The sequence below is a fragment of the Ruegeria sp. YTSA075 genome, assembly GCF_059610245.1.
This window is the reverse complement of sequence record NZ_JBXWNG010000002.1, coordinates 490,092-508,794: the sequence shown is the minus strand read 5'-3', so window position 1 is coordinate 508,794 and position 18,703 is coordinate 490,092. Positions and strand designations below refer to the sequence as shown.

At 56.6% G+C, this 18,703-nt stretch carries 15 protein-coding genes; 6 read left to right on the top strand and 9 right to left on the bottom strand.

Annotation, left to right across the window (positions count from 1 at the left end; genetic code table 11):
• Positions 1-4 precede the first annotated feature (4 nt).
• The 4 genes from AC2FGE_RS05475 to AC2FGE_RS05460 form a co-directional block, all read right to left on the bottom strand.
• Positions 5-1,345 carry an alpha-glucosidase/alpha-galactosidase gene (locus AC2FGE_RS05475; protein ID WP_496818195.1) on the bottom strand — a complete coding sequence of 447 codons (1,341 nt, stop codon included), beginning with the start codon at positions 1,343-1,345 and terminating at the stop codon, positions 5-7.
• Between the two features lie 23 nt (positions 1,346-1,368).
• Positions 1,369-2,217 carry a carbohydrate ABC transporter permease gene (locus AC2FGE_RS05470; RefSeq protein ID WP_496818194.1) on the bottom strand — a complete coding sequence of 283 codons (849 nt, stop codon included), beginning with the start codon at positions 2,215-2,217 and terminating at the stop codon, positions 1,369-1,371.
• 1 nt (position 2,218) lies between these two features.
• Positions 2,219-3,145 (bottom strand): carbohydrate ABC transporter permease, encoded by a 927-nt coding sequence (locus tag AC2FGE_RS05465; protein WP_496818192.1) that lies wholly within the window; start codon positions 3,143-3,145, stop codon positions 2,219-2,221.
• Between the two features lie 94 nt (positions 3,146-3,239).
• The gene (locus tag AC2FGE_RS05460) at positions 3,240-4,499 is read right to left on the bottom strand and encodes an ABC transporter substrate-binding protein (protein ID WP_496818191.1); all 1,260 of its coding nucleotides are present in this window, start codon (positions 4,497-4,499) and stop codon (positions 3,240-3,242) included.
• A 142-nt stretch (positions 4,500-4,641) separates the two neighbouring features.
• Here AC2FGE_RS05460 and AC2FGE_RS05455 point away from each other — a divergent pair, with 142 nt between their 5' ends.
• From AC2FGE_RS05455 to AC2FGE_RS05435, 5 genes are all read left to right on the top strand, one after another.
• Positions 4,642-5,448, top strand: coding sequence for an IclR family transcriptional regulator (locus AC2FGE_RS05455; RefSeq protein ID WP_496818190.1), 807 nt, complete (start codon positions 4,642-4,644; stop codon positions 5,446-5,448).
• The gene (locus AC2FGE_RS05450) at positions 5,445-6,503 is read left to right on the top strand and encodes an ABC transporter ATP-binding protein (RefSeq protein WP_496818189.1); all 1,059 of its coding nucleotides are present in this window, start codon (positions 5,445-5,447) and stop codon (positions 6,501-6,503) included. Before AC2FGE_RS05455 ends, AC2FGE_RS05450 begins: the two co-directional genes overlap by 4 nt.
• A gap of 109 nt (positions 6,504-6,612) precedes the next feature.
• The gene (locus tag AC2FGE_RS05445) at positions 6,613-7,734 is read left to right on the top strand and encodes a tetratricopeptide repeat protein (RefSeq protein WP_496818187.1); all 1,122 of its coding nucleotides are present in this window, start codon (positions 6,613-6,615) and stop codon (positions 7,732-7,734) included.
• Positions 7,735-7,940: 206 nt separating this feature from the next.
• Positions 7,941-10,154, top strand: a complete 2,214-nt coding sequence (locus tag AC2FGE_RS05440; protein ID WP_496818186.1) for an NADP-dependent isocitrate dehydrogenase — start codon at positions 7,941-7,943, stop codon at positions 10,152-10,154.
• A gap of 130 nt (positions 10,155-10,284) precedes the next feature.
• A complete protein-coding gene (locus AC2FGE_RS05435; RefSeq protein WP_496818185.1) occupies positions 10,285-11,013 on the top strand; it encodes a formyltransferase family protein in 729 nt (242 codons plus the stop codon).
• On the opposite strand, the gene AC2FGE_RS05430 is transcribed toward AC2FGE_RS05435, so the two are convergent.
• Both AC2FGE_RS05430 and AC2FGE_RS05425 read right to left on the bottom strand, forming a co-directional pair.
• Positions 11,010-12,143 carry a hypothetical protein gene (locus tag AC2FGE_RS05430; protein ID WP_496818183.1) on the bottom strand — a complete coding sequence of 378 codons (1,134 nt, stop codon included), beginning with the start codon at positions 12,141-12,143 and terminating at the stop codon, positions 11,010-11,012. The two genes, AC2FGE_RS05435 and AC2FGE_RS05430, sit on opposite strands and share 4 nt — an antisense overlap.
• A gap of 104 nt (positions 12,144-12,247) precedes the next feature.
• A complete protein-coding gene (locus tag AC2FGE_RS05425) occupies positions 12,248-12,613 on the bottom strand; it encodes a GtrA family protein (RefSeq protein ID WP_496818182.1) in 366 nt (121 codons plus the stop codon).
• Positions 12,614-12,972: 359 nt separating this feature from the next.
• Between AC2FGE_RS05425 and AC2FGE_RS05420 the strand changes: the two genes are divergently transcribed.
• Positions 12,973-14,346, top strand: a complete 1,374-nt coding sequence (locus AC2FGE_RS05420; protein ID WP_496818181.1) for a pectate lyase family protein — start codon at positions 12,973-12,975, stop codon at positions 14,344-14,346.
• A gap of 98 nt (positions 14,347-14,444) precedes the next feature.
• On the opposite strand, the gene asnB is transcribed toward AC2FGE_RS05420, so the two are convergent.
• The 3 genes from asnB to AC2FGE_RS05405 are packed head-to-tail and all read right to left on the bottom strand — an operon-like array spanning position 14,445 to position 18,692.
• Positions 14,445-16,379, bottom strand: a complete 1,935-nt coding sequence (gene asnB / locus AC2FGE_RS05415; protein WP_496818180.1) for an asparagine synthase (glutamine-hydrolyzing) — start codon at positions 16,377-16,379, stop codon at positions 14,445-14,447.
• 12 nt (positions 16,380-16,391) lie between these two features.
• Positions 16,392-17,513 carry a glycosyltransferase gene (locus tag AC2FGE_RS05410; protein ID WP_496818179.1) on the bottom strand — a complete coding sequence of 374 codons (1,122 nt, stop codon included), beginning with the start codon at positions 17,511-17,513 and terminating at the stop codon, positions 16,392-16,394.
• Positions 17,514-18,692 carry a DegT/DnrJ/EryC1/StrS family aminotransferase gene (locus AC2FGE_RS05405; RefSeq protein WP_496818178.1) on the bottom strand — a complete coding sequence of 393 codons (1,179 nt, stop codon included), beginning with the start codon at positions 18,690-18,692 and terminating at the stop codon, positions 17,514-17,516.
• Positions 18,693-18,703 lie beyond the last annotated feature (11 nt).

Below are 18,703 nucleotides of genomic sequence, written 5' to 3'. Positions count from 1 at the left end.
CCTTTCAAGCGGCGCGGGCCGGGCGGCACCAATCGGGCAGCCAGTCGGCATGGGCGGTCAGCAGATCGGTGACAAGGCTGCGGATTTGCCGCAAGTCCAGTTCGGCGGCGGTGTGCGGGTCCATCATGGCGGCGTGATAGATGTGTTCTGGGTTTTGCTCAACCAGTGCGCGCACCGTCAGTTCCTGGACGTTGATCTGGGTCCGCATCAGGGCGATCAATTGAGGCGGGATATCGGTAACCACCGATGGCTGCACGCCGTTGCTGTCTACCAAACAGGGGGTTTCCACCGCAGCACCCAAGGGCAATTGTGGGATTTGGCCGGTATTGGGCAAGTTGCCGTAGGCCACATAGGGCGTGTCAGTGACGATGGCATTCATCAGATCGGCGGCGAATTCATGGCTGCGGCAGACTTCGATATCCCGACCATCGGTCAGTGTCTTGGCTTGTTCTTTCCAGCTTGCAATCTGCTCGACGCAGCGGGTGGGGTATTCGTCCAGAGGAATCGAGAATTGCTCGATCAGATCTTCGCGTCCGTCCTTGATGAACCACGGAACGTATTCGGCAAGATGCTCGGAGCTTTCGGTGCAGAAGTAACCAAGGTGATCCATGACTTCGTACCGCACCTTGTTTGGGCAGCGCGGCATCAAAAGCGGGGCTTTGGGCAAGCGCCCGCTGGCATATCCTTGTCGCAGAGCAGGGTAAAGGTCGCGGCCCTGATGTTCCAGTTTTAGGAAGAACGCGACGTGATTGACGCCTGCGACCTTGTAGCGGAATTCATCCTTGGGCAGGTCCAGGTCATGGGCCAGTTCCTCGACCGTGTTCTGGACCGAGTGGCAAAGGCCCACATGTTTCAATATCGGGAATTGCTTGGCCAGCGCCCATGTATTGATCGCCATCGGGTTCACATATTGCAGCAGTGTCGCGTTGGGACAGAGTTGCATCATGTCGCGAGCGACATCCCACAGGACCGGAACCGTACGCAATCCGCGCATGATGCCACCAACACCCAGTGTGTCAGCGATAGTCTGGCGCAGGCCGTATTGTTTGGGGATCTCGAAATCGGCGACCGTGCAGGGCGTGTACCCGCCAATCTGGAAGGCGGTGATCACAAAATCGGCCCCGTCCAGCGCGGCACGGCGATCGGTATGTGTTGAAACGGTCGCGCCCGTGCTGACCGAGCGGATCATAGCACGGGCCACGGATTCGCTTTCAGCCAGACGTTCGGGATTGATATCCATCAGCGCGAAATGGCTATCGGCCAGCGCAGGGGTCAGTAGTGTATCACCCACGATGTTCTGCATGAAGATCGTGGAGCCCGCACCAATGAAGGCGATCTTTGTCATTGAGGCAAACCTTTGGTTTGACGTTATTTTACGGCACCGAGGGTCAAACCCGCGATGAAGTGTTTTTGCATCAGGAAGAACATGGCCACCGGCGGCAGGGCCGCTACGATGGAACCGGCACTCATCAATTGATAGGCGGCGCGGAATTGCGCGTTGAAACTTGTAATCCCTGCGGTGACAGGCTGACTTTCAGCGCCTTGGGTTAATACCACGGCCCAAAAGTAATCGTTCCAGATGAAGGTGAAGATCAACACGCTGAGCGCTGCAATCGCCGGCTTCATCAGCGGCAGCACCACGTACCAGAAGATGCGCCATTCGCTGATGCCTTCAACCCTCGCCGCCTCGATGAGTTCGAAGGGCAGCGCGCGGATGAAGTTGCGCATGAAGAGGGTACAAAACCCGGTCTGGAAGGCGATGTGGAACAGCACAAGGCCGGTTTTGGTGTTGTAGAGACCCAGCTCCAGCGTCAGGTCACGTACAGGTACCATCAGAATCTGGAAAGGCACGAAGTTGCCTGCAACAAACATGAAGAAGATCCAGAGGTTCGATCTGAACTTGTAGATCCCCAGCGCAAAGCCGGTCATGCTGCTGAGCGCGACACACCCGATCACCGTTGGCACCGTGATCAGGAACGAGTTCATCAGATAGCGTGGCATGTCCGAGTTGAAGAAGACCTGCCCATAGTTGAACGCGCCTTCGAAACTGGATGGCATTCCCCAGTAGTTGGCATTCGTAAAGTCAGCAGCGGGTTTGACCGAGAACAAGGCTACCGCCAGCAGCGGCCCTAGCCACAATAGCAGCGCCAATGGTAGCATGGCCTGATAGGTGATCTGCGCCGCGCGGGGTTGTTTTTCGATGGGTTTGGGAAACATCTCAGTGCCCCTTTTCTTCGCGGTACATCGACCACAGGAAGTAGGCGATGAAGCAGAGCATGATCAGGAACAGGATCACCGCGATGGCGGCGCCGTAACCCATGCGGAAACCGTATTCCGACAGGGCGACCTCGAACATATAGTAGGCCAGCACGCGCGACGATCCGAACGGCCCGCCTTGGGTCATGATCGAGATCAGGTCGAACGACCGCAGCGCGCCGATGATGGTGACGACAAAGGCGATAAAGGTGGCCGGGCGCAGTTGCGGCAGGATTATGTGCCACAGCATCCGCCCACCTTTGGCGCCGTCCAGCCGTCCAGCCTCAATCTGTTCAGGGTCCACAGCGTTCAGGCCGGTGAGATAGAGGATCATGCAGTATGCGGTTTGCGGCCAGAGACCTGCGAAGATGATGCCGTATGTTACAAACCTCTCATCGCCCAGCACGTTGAGAGGGCCCATGCCAAAGAAGCCTAGAAACTCGTTCAACAAGCCGAATGTCGGGTCGTAGAACCATGTGAAAACAAGGCCGACGACAACCTGTGAGATAACGAAAGGAAAGAAAAACAACGACTTGTACAGTCGGATGCCCCAGACTGTCTGGTTCAGGAACAGCGCGATAAACAGGCCCGCAGGGATCGCAGCCAGATAGAGGAGCAACCAGATCAGGTTGTTCTTCAGCGAGATATAAAACGCATCCCGATCAACCCATTCCCAATACAGGTCCTCGTAATTGCGAAAGCCGACATATTCGGCCGCGCCCAAACCGTCCCACTCATAAAGCGACAGGTTGAAGGACTGGAAAACCGGGATGATCACATAGACCATGAAGAACAGCAGACCCGGGGCCAGAAACAACCACGGTGCAATGCGCTGTTGGTTGCGGTGGAACCAGCTTTCCTGTTCTGGGGTGTCTGCGGCGATGGTCATGGCGACATTCCGGGTTTGGTGGGGTAAAGGCGGGCTGAAGCCCGCCTTGCGATTGCGTATTGGGTAGGCCGGGTCTTAGCCCGGCCCGATCGGTTTAGTTGTCGTAGATGCGCTGGCGCGCCCGTTCCAACTTGGCAAGGATACGGTCAGCGTTGTCGGGTTTGACCATGAATTCCTGGAAGCCTTCCATCGACGCTTTGGCCATTTCCGCAGGCGCGTCACGATCCCAGAACTGAGCAACGCCACCGGGGCTGTTCGACGACAGCATGGTAAAGCCCTGCTGCAGGAACTTGTCGTCATCCACCGTTGATTGCGCGTTCACCGGCAACTGACCCAGGTTTGCGCCATTGTTGATCTCGGTCTGTTCATCCGCCGAAACAACGAAGCGCAGGAACTCGCGCGCGGCTTCCTTGTTCGAGGCATTGGCCGGAATGTGGAACGTGTCGGTCGGCGCGTCCTCAGCCAGTTCGACATCGGGGTTGATGGCAACGAACTGATAGAAGTCCAGTTGATCATCCGTCAAACCTGCCTCGCGCAGCGGTGCTACGGCAAAATTGCCCATCAGGTACGCGGTGGCGTCTCCGTTGACCATGAAGGGCAGGGCTTCTTGCCAGCTATAGGTCTGGTGATTGTCGATGAAGGCACCCATGTCGATCAACTGCTTCCAGTTGGCGAAGGTCTGCTTGACCCGGTCGTCTTCCCAACTGATCTCACCATTGGCGAGTTGGTTGTGGAAGTCATAGCCATTGGTGCGCATGTTCAGGTAGTCGAACCAGCCACCAGCGGTCCAAAGGAACTTCGTGCCGATGGTATAGCAGGCACGGCCGGAATCGACGATCTTCTGACAGTTTGCCAGTTCTTCTTCCCAGGTGGTGGGTTCGCTCAGCCCCAGCTCATCAAAGATGTCTTTGCGGTAGTAAACACCCCACTGGTAGTAAGTATAGGGCACGCCCCATTGTTTGCCGTCGATGGTCATCGCGCCTTTGGTCGAGGCAAGGTTATCCGCAATCTCAGGCTCGGCCCAAAGGTCCGAGACGTCTTCGAACAGACCAGCTTCGACATAAGGCTTCATGCGGTTGGCCGCGTACCATGTTGCCACATCAGGCGTGTCCGCCGTCAGGAAGTTTCGGATCTGAGTCTTGTAGGCTTCGCGGTCGATCACGGTGGTTTCAATCTCGAGCCCCGGGTGCTCGGCCGCAAACCGCTCGATCATCGCTTCCATCGTCGCACGCGGCGCCGGGTTCGATGTATCGAGGAAAATCCGCAGCTCGCCGGTGAGCTCGGCCGCAACGGGCGCAGCAAGTGCCACACTGGCCGCCAGAGCAGCCGCAGTGCGCTTGAACATGGAATGCATGGTTTCCTCCCTTAAGCTTCCATTATTCGGTTCCAAATATTGAAACCTAGTTTTATATATTGAAAACTACACATCGACTCGGCTAGTCTTGTCAAGACCCTCGTGAGGATGGGGAGGGTCAAACGGAGGAGATCAAGCACCCGTGGCAGGTGACGGAACAATAGGCAAAGCATGTGATGTGCTGGATCAGGTGGCGTCGTTCGAACGCCCGGTTCGGTTTGCGGAACTGCTTGACCGCAGCGATTTTCCCAAGGCGACGCTGTATAGGTTTTTGCAAAGCCTGACCAATCAGGGCATGCTGTCCTATGACCCGGATCGGCAGACCTATACGCCCGGTTTACGATTGGTTCGTTTGGCCCATGTGGCCTGGACGCAAAGCTCTCTGGCCCCGATCGCGCGGCCATTTCTGGATGCGCTGAGCCGGGAAACAGGTGAGACAGTGCATCTGGCTCAGCTCGATTCCAGCCAAGTTTTGTATGTCGACAAACGCAACGCCGCGCAGCCGGTCGAGATGTATTCGCAGGCCGGCAAAGTCGGACCGGCCTATTGCACAGGCGTCGGCAAAGCGATGATGGCGTTTCTGGGAGAAGAAGCGCTGAACAAGGCCGTGTCGCAGCAAAGCTATCATCGTTTCACTGACAAGACGTTGACTTCGGAGCAGGCTCTGCGCACTGATCTCGACCGTATTCGCGCGCGCGGTTTTGCCGTCGATGACGAAGAACATGAGCCCGGAATCATCTGTATTGCCTGCCCGATCCTCACCACCGGTGGGCGTATGCTGGGCGCGATTTCTGTGACTGGCTCAACCGACCGAATGAATTTCGAACAATTGGAAGCCTGGGTTCCCCGGGTTCGGCGCGTCGCCGAACAGATCGGGGCCGAGGCGCAGGCGTGGCGGTTCCCCGAGACCCGCCCGAACACTCTGGACGACAGGATGCAAGGGACATGACAGGTGTAACTCTGAACCAGGCGATCAAACGGTATGGCCAGACCCAGGTCATCCACGGGATTGATCTGCAGATCGAAGATGGAGAGTTCTGTGTGTTTGTCGGGCCATCAGGCTGTGGCAAGTCCACGTTGTTGCGGATGATTGCGGGGCTAGAAGAAACGTCTGAAGGTCAAATCCATATCGGCGCACGCGAGGTGACCCATATGGATCCGGCCAAGCGCGGCGTGGCAATGGTGTTTCAGACCTACGCGCTGTACCCGCATATGACGGTGGCTGAGAATATGGGGTTTGGCCTGCGCATGAACGGCGTGGCCAAGGGTGAGATCGACAGGAAAGTACAAGAAGCCTCGAATATTCTGAAGCTGGACCAGTATCTGAAACGCAAACCCAAGGCCCTGTCCGGGGGGCAGCGTCAGCGCGTGGCCATTGGGCGTGCGATCGTGCGCGGCCCCGAGGTGTTTCTGTTTGACGAGCCTTTGTCGAACCTAGACGCCGAGTTGCGGGTTGAGATGCGCGTGGAAATCGCTCGTCTACATCAGGAAATCGGCGCTACGATGATCTATGTAACCCACGATCAGGTCGAGGCGATGACCATGGCCGACAAGATCGTGGTCTTGCGAGACGGACGGATCGAACAGGTGGGCGCCCCCATGGACTTGTACCGCGACCCGGACAATCGTTTTGTCGCCGGGTTCATCGGCTCGCCCGCGATGAATTTTCTGGAATGTGACTACGCCGACGGCCATGTTACGCACCCGGCACTTAGCGGACCGTTGCCGGTTTCGGCCGCAGTGCCCGCTGGGCTGTCCAATGTGACTCTGGGCATGCGTCCTGAACATATCCACATCGACCGTTCCGCCGAAACTTGCACTGTCGACCTCACCGAAGCATTGGGAGGTGTGTCCTACTCCTATCTGTTGACACCCAATGGCGACAAACTGATCGTTGAAGAACGCGATGACCAGCGAAGCACCACGGGTGAGCGCATCGGCATCTCGGTCGACCCTGCACGCATGATGGTGTTTGATCCTGAGTCCGGGCTGAGGTTTAGGTAAGTAATTGTGACCTTTCTGCATCGCTGAGGAACAGTTGGGCGGTTTTCTCTTGTGTAGTGACAGCTGAATACCACTTTAAAGTGTGTATTGCTGTTACATAGGAGATTGTATGCACGTTCGTCTTGCTGCTTTGCTTATCATCGTAGCGACACTTATTTTGTCGTTTGGTGGACCTTCCAGATCAGCGCTCAGCGCTTCGGATTTGGCCTCAGTTTGCCAAAGTAACTCGGCAAAACTATCGAACGTCATCAAGGCGTGCACCGAACTTATTGAATCGGAAGACGTTACAGCCGAACAACTGGTCACCTATCTTAGGGAACGCGGTTGGGCGTACTACTGCAACGGACAATATGAACTGGCTATTGCAGACGACAACCATGTGCTTCGCTTGCGCGCTGACGACGCGAAGGTTTTGGTTGCGAGAGCTTACGCACACTCGGCTATGACGAACTTGGACGCGGCGCGAAGTGACTATGCGCAAGCGATGCGCATTGCTCCTGACAGCACGCATGTCCTATTTAATAAGGCCAAGTTCGACCAAAAAAATGGCAATCAGAGTGATGCAATTGAGGGGTACGAACGGATCCTCAAAATTGATCCCGACCACGACAAAGCCGGACAGCGGTTAGCTGGGATCCTCTTCAAGCGCGAAGCGTTTCAGGAGGCGCTTGAGTTTTTGGAAGGGAATCGTGATCGCTGGGCGGATAAGTCATGGCTGCATTCGCAGTTGGGCGCACTCCACATTGTTCACACAAAGGACTTAGAAGCAGCTCTTCGCGCGGCAGACGCCATTCAAACCTTGGATGCCGATACTGAAGATCAGTGGCTGCCTTATGCGCTTATTCATCTGAACATCGGAAGTGATCGCGAAGGTCTCGCGTTCGTCGAAAAATTCGTCCAGTACTTGGTATCCCAGGAAATCGCTGAGATCAGTTTGATTGACCGATTTGAATGGATGTTGTTTGGTTCGGCAGATTTCGAATTGATGCTAAGTTCTGTTGTTCGAGCAAATACTCTTGAACGATTGGGCCGTCGCGACCTCGCACGGCACACTTTTCATGTATACTTTGAAACTGCGGACATTGACGGTGTTATCGAAATGAAGAGACTTTTGAACAATGCTGACGGTGAAGTTAAAGATGTCCCAAGGCAGACCTTAGACGCGTTGATTGACCAATATCTGGAACACAAAGATCTAAGGCTCAAGTGGCTGCCCGCGCCCGAGCTTTGACCACTTATCTATTCTTGGCTGCTCCAACCCGTGGCAAAACGCGCCTTCTTAGATGATTGATTCCCTTTCCAAGGTCATTTAAGGGAGGCCCTGTCAAAACAGAGTCACCCAGGGGCGTTAGCTTACGCCGACCCCTCCCGCGCCGCACTGATGTGGCCTAACTCTTGGATCGCACGCCCCGAAAGGCTTAAAAAAGGTAAAAGAATATGGCAGATAAATCGAACTTCGACATATTGTATACCATTGTAGACGAAGCGCCTGAGCTGGCCAGCGCCTCGTTTCTGCCCATCATTCGCAAGTTCGCATCGGCGGCGGGTGTCAGCGTTGGCACCAAGGATATTTCGTTGGCGGGCCGTATTCTGGCGACCTTCCCGGAAAACCTGACAGACACTCAACGCATCACCGACGATCTGGCCGCTCTGGGTGAGCTGGTAAAAACACCCGATGCGAACGTGATCAAGCTGCCGAACATCTCGGCGTCTGTCCCTCAGTTGGTGGCGGCAATCGAAGAGCTGCAGTCGCAGGGCTATGACATTCCGAACTACCCCGAAGAGCCTTCGACCGACGAAGAAAAAGCGATCCGCGCGCGCTATGACGCGATCAAGGGCTCGGCCGTGAACCCGGTTCTGCGCGAAGGCAACAGCGACCGCCGCGCGGCGCGGGCGGTGAAGAACTATGCTCAGAAGAACCCGCATTCGATGGGGGAATGGGCGTCGGACAGCAAAACCAAAGTATCTTCGATGCCGGGCAATGATTTCTACGCAAATGAGAAATCGGCGACCATCACGGCGGCTCAGGCCGGTGATGCGAAGATCGAATTTGTCGGCAAGGACGGCAGTGTCACCGTTCTGAAAGACGGCTGGCCGCTGGCCGAAGGCACCGTAGCCGACGCAACATTCATGTCGGTCAAAGCCTTGTCCGCCTTCCTCGCCGAGGCCATCGAAGACACTAAGAAAGACGGCACCATGTTCTCGCTGCACATGAAGGCCACGATGATGAAGGTCAGCGACCCGATCATCTTTGGCTATGCGGTCAAGGCGTGGCTGGCCCCGGTGTTTGAGAAATTCGGTGCCGAGCTGAATGAACTGGGCGTGAATCCAAACTCGGGTCTGGGTGATCTGTTGGAGCGTGTTCAGGGCAATGCTGACATCATGGCGGCCATCGACGCGATCAAGGGCGACCGCCCGTCCATGTATATGGTGGACAGCGACAAAGGCATCACCAACCTGCACGTTCCGTCGGACGTGATCATCGATGCCTCGATGCCTGCGGTGATCCGTGCGGGCGGCAAGGGCTGGGACGAGATCGGTGCCAAAGGCGACACCAACTGCGTGATCCCCGACCGCTGCTATGCGCCGGTTTATGATGAATCCATTAAGTTCTTCAAAGCCAACGGCGCGCTGAACCCGGCGACTGCCGGAGCTGTGGCCAATGTTGGTCTGATGGCTCAGAAGGCCGAGGAATATGGCTCACACCCGACCACATTCCAGGCCCCTGCCGATGGCACGATCCGCATCGTTCTGGCCAATGGCGAGGTGCTGCATTCGCATGACGTCGAAACGGGCGATATATGGCGGTCCTGCACAGTCAAGAAAGCCCCCATCGAGAACTGGATCCAACTGGCGATGGACCGTCAGCGCCTGACGGGGTCCGAGGCGATCTTTTGGCTGGATACCAACCGCGCCCATGACGCTGAGTTGATCAAATACGTCAAACCCGTGCTCGAGGCGGCGGGCGTGGCCGACAAGTTCCAGATCATGGCCCCGCGAGAGGCGACCCGTCAGTCGTTGGAAACCATTACTGCGGGCAACGACTCGATTGCCATCACAGGCAACGTGTTGCGTGATTACCTGACTGACCTGTTCCCGATTTTGGAACTGGGCACCTCGGCCAAGATGTTGTCGATCGTCAAGCTGATGAATGGCGGCGGTCTGTTCGAAACAGGTGCTGGCGGCTCGGCCCCGAAACACGTGCAGCAGTTGGTTGAGGAAAACCACCTGCGTTGGGATTCCATGGGTGAATTCTGCGCCTTGGGTGAATCGCTAAACTTCCTGGCCGATAGCAAGGGCAACACCAAGGCGGGCGTGTTGGGCGCGGCCGCCGAAGCTGCAACGCAGGGCATTCTGGACAACAACAAATCGCCCAGCCGCAAAGTCGGACAGCCTGATAACCGCGACAGTCACTACTGGTTCGCCCGCTATTGGGCGGACGCGCTAGCTGCGCAAAGCAACGATGCCGATCTGGCCGCAGAGTTTGCACCGGTTGCCAAAGAACTGGCGGCCAAAGAAGAGCAGATCCTGGCTGAACTGGCAGCGGCCCAAGGTGCTGCAGCTGATCTGGGTGGATACTATCACACCGACCCGGCAAAGGCGGCAGCAGTGATGCGCCCCAGCGTCACGCTGAACGCCATCATTGACTAAACGAACAGGCCCGCGCCACATCGGTGCGGGCCTTTCCAAACCTGCCCTAGAGCAGGCGATTTTTGTATGTCATAGTCTCGACCAACCAGACCCCAATAATGGCGGGGCGTGATTTGGACGCGTGGACGTGATGACGAACGAAACTCAGCAAAAGACCCATACCAGTGGCGCCAAAGTCCTGTTCTTTGGCCGCGAGGATTGTGACGGCACGCAAAAGGCGCTGCAGTTTCTGAACTATGCAGGCTTTGACGTCAGTTATGTTGAATCCAAAGGTCTCGGGCATGGCCTGCCCGACTGGGTACGGGACTGGCGGGGTGAGTATATCTTTTGCTTTCGCAGCTACTTTATTCTGGATCAGGCGATGATCGACGCGGCCTCGGTTGCTGCGATCAACTTCCATCCGGCTCCGCCGGAATACCCAGGCAGTGGGTGTATCAATTTCGCGCTATATGAAGGGGCGGATCAATACGGTGTGACGGCCCATTTGATCAACACCAAAGTCGATAACGGCGCGATCATAAAAGCGCTGCGGTTTCCGATATTGCCAAAGGATGGATTGCGGTCTGTTCTGGCGCGCACGCATCTGTATCTTTATCACCTGTTGCAGGAGGTGATCGGTGGGATCGCAACCGGTGGCGAATCCTTCCTGACAGATCAAATCAAAGCCTCGGGCGACGAAGCCTGGCGCGGTGAGGCACGCAGGATGAAAGAGCTTTCCGCCATGCAGCAATTGCCGTTGGATATCGGCGCTGAGGAGTTCAAGCGCCGCCTGCACTCGATGCATCTGCCGGAATACCCGCTGCATATCGTTTTGCATGGGCGCAAATTTGCACTGCTGGGTGAAGCGGATGAGGCTTAGGGGCAGGCTACATTGGCTGGATCGACATGCATGCGATCCACAAATTCAGCATCCGGGGTAAAGGCGGCAACGCTGTTGTCCTGAAGGAACTGTGCCACCAAATTTGCCACAGCGAAACTGCCGATCTCTTGCAGATGGTGGTCCGGTGTGCCGTACAGTTCTGCTGTCGGACGGTTCAGATCTTCGGATATCGCGACAAGGCCCGGTTTCAGGTTCAGATAGGCAAATCCATTCTGTTCGGCGGCCCCCGCAATCAGGCGACGCACCGCGTCAGAATACCCAACCGGGTCATCCCGGAAGGTGATCGTATCCTTGCCCAGGAATTCCGAGATATCGGGCAGAGAAAACACAATCAACTCTGCGCCTTGATCCGCGACTGACTGCGAAAGGTCCGCAAGGGATTGAAGCAAAAGCGCCTCTTCCATATCGGTCGGGACCGACGGGTACAGGTTCTGATCAAACAACGCGCTTTTGAAACTCAGCACCAGTTTGCCGACGTAGAGCTTTGCAAAGGCGCGTTTCAATCGCTGTGTGGCTGTGGGTTCACGCGAGCTTGGCTTGGGCGCCTGCTGCCATTTCCGAAACCGCACATTATCGACCAGATCGTTGCGATTGAATATGAACAATAGCACCGTTTCGTGCGGTACTTGGCTTTTGAACTCATCATAGGTCAGCGCGTGTTGCAGCGTGCCGTGGCCGCCGGTACCCAGATTGACAAAATGCGTATCTTCCGACCATCCGGACAAAAAGGCAGGGATGGTTTCCGTCTCGTCAGATAAGCTGCCGCGAATGAAAGAATCCCCAAGCACGATCACACGCTCTTGCTCATCACCTGGGTCGAACACACCGCGAAAGCCCTGTTCGTTGATCTTGACGAATGTGGCGATATCGTTGCGGAACTCAAAATAAGACTGATTGGGCGTTTCGCGTGAGTACACCACAGGATGCGGGATCAGACGCTTTGGCCCACCTGTGCAGAAATAATTCTCGTCATTAACCAGAGGAACATTTGCCAGATCGCGGCTGATATGCGGTTGAAAGCCCAAGGGGTCAAACAGGCGCAATGCCACCTCAAGCACAGCCAGACTGATCAGCGTACTGAGGCATATGAGGAAGAAGTTTTTGAGCACGAACGGGTTTCCCCAACTGATAAATTTAGTCCAACCGATAAACAGCGTATTCAAGTAGATTTGGTGCAACTGCGCGGTAATACCTGACTTTTATCGCGGCTTGGTTATTTCTGCAAAATCTTTCTGGAAATCAGAAAGTTGATCGTCATCCCCGCCAGTGTTGCAATCGCCAGCGCGATGATCGGATATGCATTCGCGAACTCTGAGACGTAGAGCACGACGAAGAACGTGGTGAAGTTGGTGATCAGGCCCAACTGCATGCCGCCCAGATAGCTTAGAAATTCGATGAAACTGGGTGGGGCTTGGGTTTTAAATGTAAACGTTCGGTTCAGATACCAGGTGAAGGTCACCGATGTCAGGATGGACAGGCAGCGTGACAGAAACGTGCCCGCGCCCAGCGTATCCAAGGCCGTAAACACCCCGGCATCCACGAAAAATGCCAGGGACCCTACAACTGCGAAGGCCAACATATGCCGGTATGTCTCACTTGAAATCACGTGCTGGCTCCGCCTGGAAATTCGTGTGTGCATCCTGCACCGATACGATGTGAAAGGGAAAGGCCGGAATCCTTGCTCCTTCGCGCTGGTTGGTGCCAAACCACAGTGAATTTGCCGCGAAGTGACAGGAGTTTTTCAATTCGATCAATTCTTTGCCGGAAAGCGCCGATGCGACAGGTTTGGGGTGTTATACCCGACAAGCTGCGCTAGGGTCTGTTCCGGAGGGTTGAACAATCCCTTGTGTTTCGTATTTCGGTTTCGACATGATTAGGTCCAGCATGCATGTTTTTCGCAGTTTTCACCTCGCGTTTCTGAGTTTTCTCGCGGCGACTATGCCTTTCACAATAGGCGCGGTGGCAGATGAGTCTGAAAAAGGGCAGGTCGCGTTTCCCGGAGCCGTGGGATACGGAAAACACGCCAATGGCTGGCGTGGCGGCAGCGTATACTACGTGACCACTCTGGCCGATTCCGGCCGTGGCAGCCTGCGCGAATGCGTGCAGCATCCGGGTGTCGGGCGGATCTGTGTTTTTGCCGTGTCTGGTACCATCGTTGTAGACAAACAACTCCGCGTTTCCCCCAATACCTATATTGCCGGGCAAACCGCACCGGGGCAGGGGATACAGCTGCGCGTGGGGAATGTGCAGTCATCACCGCTGATGGTGTACGATTCACATAACGTGTTGCTGCGATTTATGAAATTTAGACCAGGTCCCAGTAAGAAACCCTCGCCGAGTGTTGATGGGCTGGGTATTGAAAGCAGCACGGATGTCTATGTCGACCATGTCTCGGTTGCGTTTGGCGTTGATGAAAACCTTGGGATCGGCAGTGAACGCTATGCCAGCCATGACATCACCATCGCCAACACGATCCTGGCCTATGGTCTGGACAAATCGAGCCATACAGAGCGGCGGCATTCCAAAGGCGCTTTGATTTGTTCCAAGGATGGGGCGGTCTCAGACTGTGGGCGGATCACCCTTACGGGGAACCTGTTTGCCCATAACCGCGACCGCAACCCTGATGTATCTTCAACCGCTCTGGGCCCTGTCGATATCGTGAACAACGTGTTTTATGACGCCTCGTCGCAATTTGGTGAATTTCGGAACCTCTATGGCGATACATGGATCAACTATGTTGGCAACGTAATTCTGCCCGGGCCGAGTACAAGAAACCGCCCGCGCCCTGCTGCGATTGAAGTGTTTCCGGTCGAGCCTAATAACAAGCTTGAGGTTTTTGCTGACGATAACCTCTATCTGGACAATCGGTTGGACCTGCTTTGCGACAGGTCGAAACAGGGGCGTGTGGTGGATGTTGCGGCCCGAGCCAATGTTGTCTCTCGTCCCGCCTTTCCTTTGTCGCTCACGCCGGAACCTGTCTCGGGCGTATTGGAGCATGTGCTGAACAACGTTGGTGCGCGCTCAGGGCCGGATCAAGAGTTGGACAGTCTGGACCGATTGATCATCGAAAATGTCCGGGGCTGTGGCGGGCACAGGATCGACCACCCAGATGAGGCCGGAGGTTGGCCTGATCTACCCGAGATATCCGCTCTGAATGACCGCGATCTGGACGGGTTGCCGGACGCATGGGAAGTGGCCCGTGAAGGTCTGGACCCAGATGACCGCAGCGACGGCTGGAAAGACCGCGATGGCGATGGCTGGTCAAATCTTGAGGAATATCTGAGTGTTCTGGCAGGCGATCCGCTGCCATGAAGCACTTCCAGTTCATTTTGAATCACCATTACCCTGCCGCGCTGCGCGCGCTCGGGACATTGGTGATAACGTGACCACTCAATGAAAATGGAAGTGCTCTAGGCCATCCATTCCTGCTGCCAGAAATGGTACATCAGCACCACCCACAAATGTGGACCCCAGTTGCGGCGGCCTGACAGATGCTCGGACCAGCGTTTGTTCAGCTGCGCCCGGTCGACTGCATCCAAAGTACCGTTGTTTGACGCAAAGACATCATTGGCAACGGATTTCAGCGGCCCCCGCAACCAATCATTAAGCGGGATGCCAAAGCCTTGTTTTGGCCGGTCATACAACGCTTTCGGCACACGTTTGTCCAACAGGCGGCGAAGGGCGACTTTACCTGATTTACCATCATAGCGCAGGGTATCTGGCGCGCGCCAAGCGGCCTCGACCACGCGGTGGTCCAACAGTGGTGCGCGGATCTCAAGCCCGACTGACATCGAGGCACGGTCGGCTTTGACCAGAATGCTTTCGGGCAGATAGAGCTCGGAATCGAGCAGCATCATCGTATCAACGGGGCCGAGTCCATGCGGCAACGAATGTGATCGGAACAGGCCCTGATCGGATGCAGATGGAGGGGTCCACAAGGTAAACAGCGCATCATACCGGCTGCGGAAATCCGGGTGGCGGGCAATCGCGGCTACTTTCGACAACCGATCGGGCGTGATCTGATCCCGCATCGAGGCCGGAGCCAACGGTTTCAGAAGTGTTGCGGCTGCCTGCGTCACAGCCGCAGGTGAGGCCGCCAGAACAGATGCCGCTGGACCGGGCAGTTTCGCGCTGATCCGCTCCATTGCCATCATGCGGGAATAGCGCTCGTAGCCGCCGAACGATTCGTCTCCACCATCACCTGACATCACCACCTTCAGCTTTTCGCTGGCCAGTTGTGATACCAGTAGCGTCGGAAAGGCCGAGGGGTCGGCAAAAGGCTCGTCATAGACTTGTGGGAGGGTCTGCAATAGATCAAACGCCATTTCGGGCGTTGCGGTGACCTCGTGATGGTCGGTGCCCAGATGTTTGGCGATGGCCGCGGCGTGATCAGCCTCGTTCGTTGCGTCATGATCGAAACGGACAGTGAAGCTGGTGACTTTGCGATCAGATTGCTGCTGCATCATCGCTGTGATCAGGCTGGAGTCGATACCGCCGGACAGGAACGTACCAACAGTCACATCGGCGACCATACGCTCGCCCACTGCCGACATCAGCGCTTCTTCGATCCCGTCCAACGCCTGCGTCTCATCCGCGTATCGATCAGCCTGAGAGGCTTCGACCCGATCCCGCAAGTCCCAGAACCTGTGCAGCCCTGTTACCAGATCCTCGGCCGAGGATGGGGGCGTATCCAGCTGAACCTCGACCATCGTGCCCGCCGGCAGTTTCATCACGTTGCGATAAATGGTCAGCGGGGCCGGGATAAAGGCATAGCGCGCATATTGCTCCTGCGCGCGGCGGTCGACCTCGGGCACGCCAAAAGCCGCATGGGCGCGTAGCGCTTTGAGTTCCGAGCCGAACAGCAGATTGCCACCCTTGACGCCCAGATAAAGTGGCTTTTTACCCAGCCGATCCCGTGCAAAGATAACCCGGTTCTGTTGTCGGTCAAACACGGCAAAGGCGAACATGCCATGGGCCAGTTCCAGAGTTTTGCGCACGCCCCATTGGTCCATTGAGGCCAGCAAAACTTCGGTGTCCGAGGTGCCCCGGAACGTTACGCCCAGATCGATCAACTTCTGGCGCAGGTTGAGGAAGCCATAGATTTCCCCATTGTAAACAATGCAGTAGCGACCGCTGGGCGAGCTCATGGGTTGCGCGCCGGTCTCAGAAAGGTCGACAATGGCCAGACGGCGATGCCCCAAGGCCACGCCTGTTTCGGGGTCTACGAACATGCCATCCGCATCGGGGCCGCGATGCGCGATGCTGTCACACATCTGTTTCAATGCGGCGGTGCCTGCGTCACGACCGATTGGGTTGAATGCAAGATATCCGGCGATGCCGCACATGGCCCTGTCTTCCTATCCGGTATGCGGGGCGGTCGACGTCCCGGCCTTTGGTGCATTGCCGAACAAAACCGCGTCGTATGACGCTGCAATCGCGGCAAGTGAGTACTGCGAGGCGATGCGCTGCCGGGCTGCCGCGCTGCGTTGCGCGTAGGTTTCGGCGCTCCAGTTCGCGGCATCTGTCAGGGCCTGACCTAGTGCCTTGGCATTACGGGCAGGTACGACATAGCCAATATCACCTGCGATCTTTGCCGCGTCTCCGACGTCAGTAGTTACAACAGGGCGGCCAAAGCTCATTGCTTCGGCTATGACATTTGGGAAACCTTCGGTGCGCGAGGACAGAACGAGAAGATCAATGCTGTTATAAAACGTGGTCATGTCGTGCAGATCACCGCAAAGCGTCACGCTGTCTTCGGGAACGCCGGCCTGGGCCATCAGTGCGCGAAGGGCTTCGTTCTCGGCTGTCACACCATCCCCGGCCAACCGGGCGGTCAGATCTGGGATCGTTTGGCGCGCGATGTCAAAAGCGCGGAAAAACGTCTCAAAATCCTTTTGCGGATGAAACCGTGCGGCCAGACCAATCACGCGCGCAGGGCCAGGTCTGGGGGTTGGTGCGTCGGGCAAAAGAAAACCGTTCGGCACGACCGAAGCATTGTTTTGTGCAAATCCGTATTTGCCGTGTTGCTCCAACGCTCGGGTCGAGTTGTAGATGATCCCATCGCAATACCGCGACAGTTTTTGTGAAAGGCGCACGGCGATCCGGGTGCTGCGGGTAAAGGCGGCGGGGTCATCCAAAGCCTGCCGAACGGTCCAGATCACTGGCGCATGTCGCAGTGACAAAACCTGCGCGATCAGGCCAACAACCATGGCGTGATACATCCAGCACAGTACCACATCGGGTTTATGGGTCCGGATCAACCGCGCGATCTGCCAGATGGCACGGGGAAAAGACAAAGGCGACCGGGCCCGCAGCGAGATGTATTCGACCTTCTCATTTCCCGCCATTGCGCGGCAACGGTCGGACACTTCAGTCAGCGCCACCACAACCGCGCGTTCGCCGGAATGCGCCAGCAGCCGCGCCAGCATCGCTTGCGCGCCGCCCTGGGTTGAGAAATCTGTGACCACGTGCAGGATCATTTATCCCGCCTTTTGCCCTGCCAGGGCTTGATTGCCTACGTCAACGATGACCTGTGCAAGACGCGCGATGTCTTCTTGCGACCAGCCGGGATCAACAAGAAACGCCAGGCTGGTCTCGCCCAACTCACGCGCCACCGGCAGGCGTTCAGCGGGGCCAAGCCCATGTTTGCGGAACGTATCTTCAAGGTAGATTTCAGAGCAACTGCCTGAGAAGGCGGGGAATCCGGCCTGCGTGATCTCGGCAATAATGCGGTCGCGCGACCAGCCCGAGGCCAGGGCCTGCGGGCGCACGAAGGCGTAGAACCGGTAATAGGCATGTGTCATGCTGTCGGGTGGGATTGGCACGATGAAGGCGGGGCAGGTTGCCAGCGCTTCGCCCAATATTCGGGCGTTGGCCGTGCGATGCGCGCGCCAATCGTTCAGACGTTGCAGTTGAACACGGCCCAAAGCCGCCGATGGGCCAGTCATGCGCAGGTTGGTGCCGGGCCCGGAATCATGCAGCCAGCGGAACCCTGGGGGATGATCGGTGTTGAACACCGTGTCATAGCCCTTGCCATGGTCCTTGTAGCTCCAGACTCGCGACCAAAGCTCATCGTCATTGGTTGTCAGCAATCCACCTTCACCGCCCGTGGTCATGATCTTGTCTTGGCAGAACGAGAACGACCCGAATGTGCCGATAGTGCCCATGTGGCGGTCACCGATCATCGCGCCATGGGCTTGCGCGCAATCCTCGATCACCCAAAGATCATGCGCTTTTGCCAGATCCATGATCGCATCCATATCACAGGGCCAGCCGCCCAGATGCACCGGAATGATCCCGCGTGTGCGCGACGTGATCAGCGGCGCGATGGTTTCGGCGGTGATGTTCTGGGTGACCGGATCGACATCCGCGAAAACCGGTACTCCACCCTCCAGCATCACGGAACTGGCCGAGGCAATAAAACTGCGGGGCGTGACGATCACTTCGTCGCCGGGCTCGAGGTCCAGCACATGCAGTGCCGCATCCAGTGTCACCGTGCCGTTGGCCATGGCGATGGCATGGGCAGAACCCGTATAGGCGCGGTATTCATCTTCGAACGCACGTACATCCGGTCCGGTCCAGGCGTTGACTTTGCCCGACGCCAGAACCCGGCTAACCGCATCAATCTGTTCCTGATCGTATATGGGCCAAGATGCCATTTCGAACTCTC

What these genes read in the sequence shown, in the direction of transcription:
- AC2FGE_RS05440 (WP_496818186.1), top strand. Translation starts at nt 7,941, where the DNA reads ATGGCAGATAAATCGAACTTCGACATATTGTATACCATTGTAGACGAA.
- AC2FGE_RS05425 (WP_496818182.1), bottom strand. Translation starts at nt 12,613, where the DNA reads ATGTTGGCCTTCGCAGTTGTAGGGTCCCTGGCATTTTTCGTGGATGCC.
- AC2FGE_RS05465 (WP_496818192.1), bottom strand. Translation starts at nt 3,145, where the DNA reads ATGACCATCGCCGCAGACACCCCAGAACAGGAAAGCTGGTTCCACCGC.
- AC2FGE_RS05410 (WP_496818179.1), bottom strand. Translation starts at nt 17,513, where the DNA reads ATGATCCTGCACGTGGTCACAGATTTCTCAACCCAGGGCGGCGCGCAA.
- AC2FGE_RS05435 (WP_496818185.1), top strand. Translation starts at nt 10,285, where the DNA reads ATGACGAACGAAACTCAGCAAAAGACCCATACCAGTGGCGCCAAAGTC.
- AC2FGE_RS05460 (WP_496818191.1), bottom strand. Translation starts at nt 4,499, where the DNA reads ATGCATTCCATGTTCAAGCGCACTGCGGCTGCTCTGGCGGCCAGTGTG.
- asnB (WP_496818180.1), bottom strand. Translation starts at nt 16,379, where the DNA reads ATGTGCGGCATCGCCGGATATCTTGCATTCAACCCAATCGGTCGTGAC.
- AC2FGE_RS05450 (WP_496818189.1), top strand. Translation starts at nt 5,445, where the DNA reads ATGACAGGTGTAACTCTGAACCAGGCGATCAAACGGTATGGCCAGACC.
- AC2FGE_RS05475 (WP_496818195.1), bottom strand. Translation starts at nt 1,345, where the DNA reads ATGACAAAGATCGCCTTCATTGGTGCGGGCTCCACGATCTTCATGCAG.
- AC2FGE_RS05470 (WP_496818194.1), bottom strand. Translation starts at nt 2,217, where the DNA reads ATGTTTCCCAAACCCATCGAAAAACAACCCCGCGCGGCGCAGATCACC.
- AC2FGE_RS05420 (WP_496818181.1), top strand. Translation starts at nt 12,973, where the DNA reads ATGCCTTTCACAATAGGCGCGGTGGCAGATGAGTCTGAAAAAGGGCAG.
- AC2FGE_RS05445 (WP_496818187.1), top strand. Translation starts at nt 6,613, where the DNA reads ATGCACGTTCGTCTTGCTGCTTTGCTTATCATCGTAGCGACACTTATT.
- AC2FGE_RS05405 (WP_496818178.1), bottom strand. Translation starts at nt 18,692, where the DNA reads ATGGCATCTTGGCCCATATACGATCAGGAACAGATTGATGCGGTTAGC.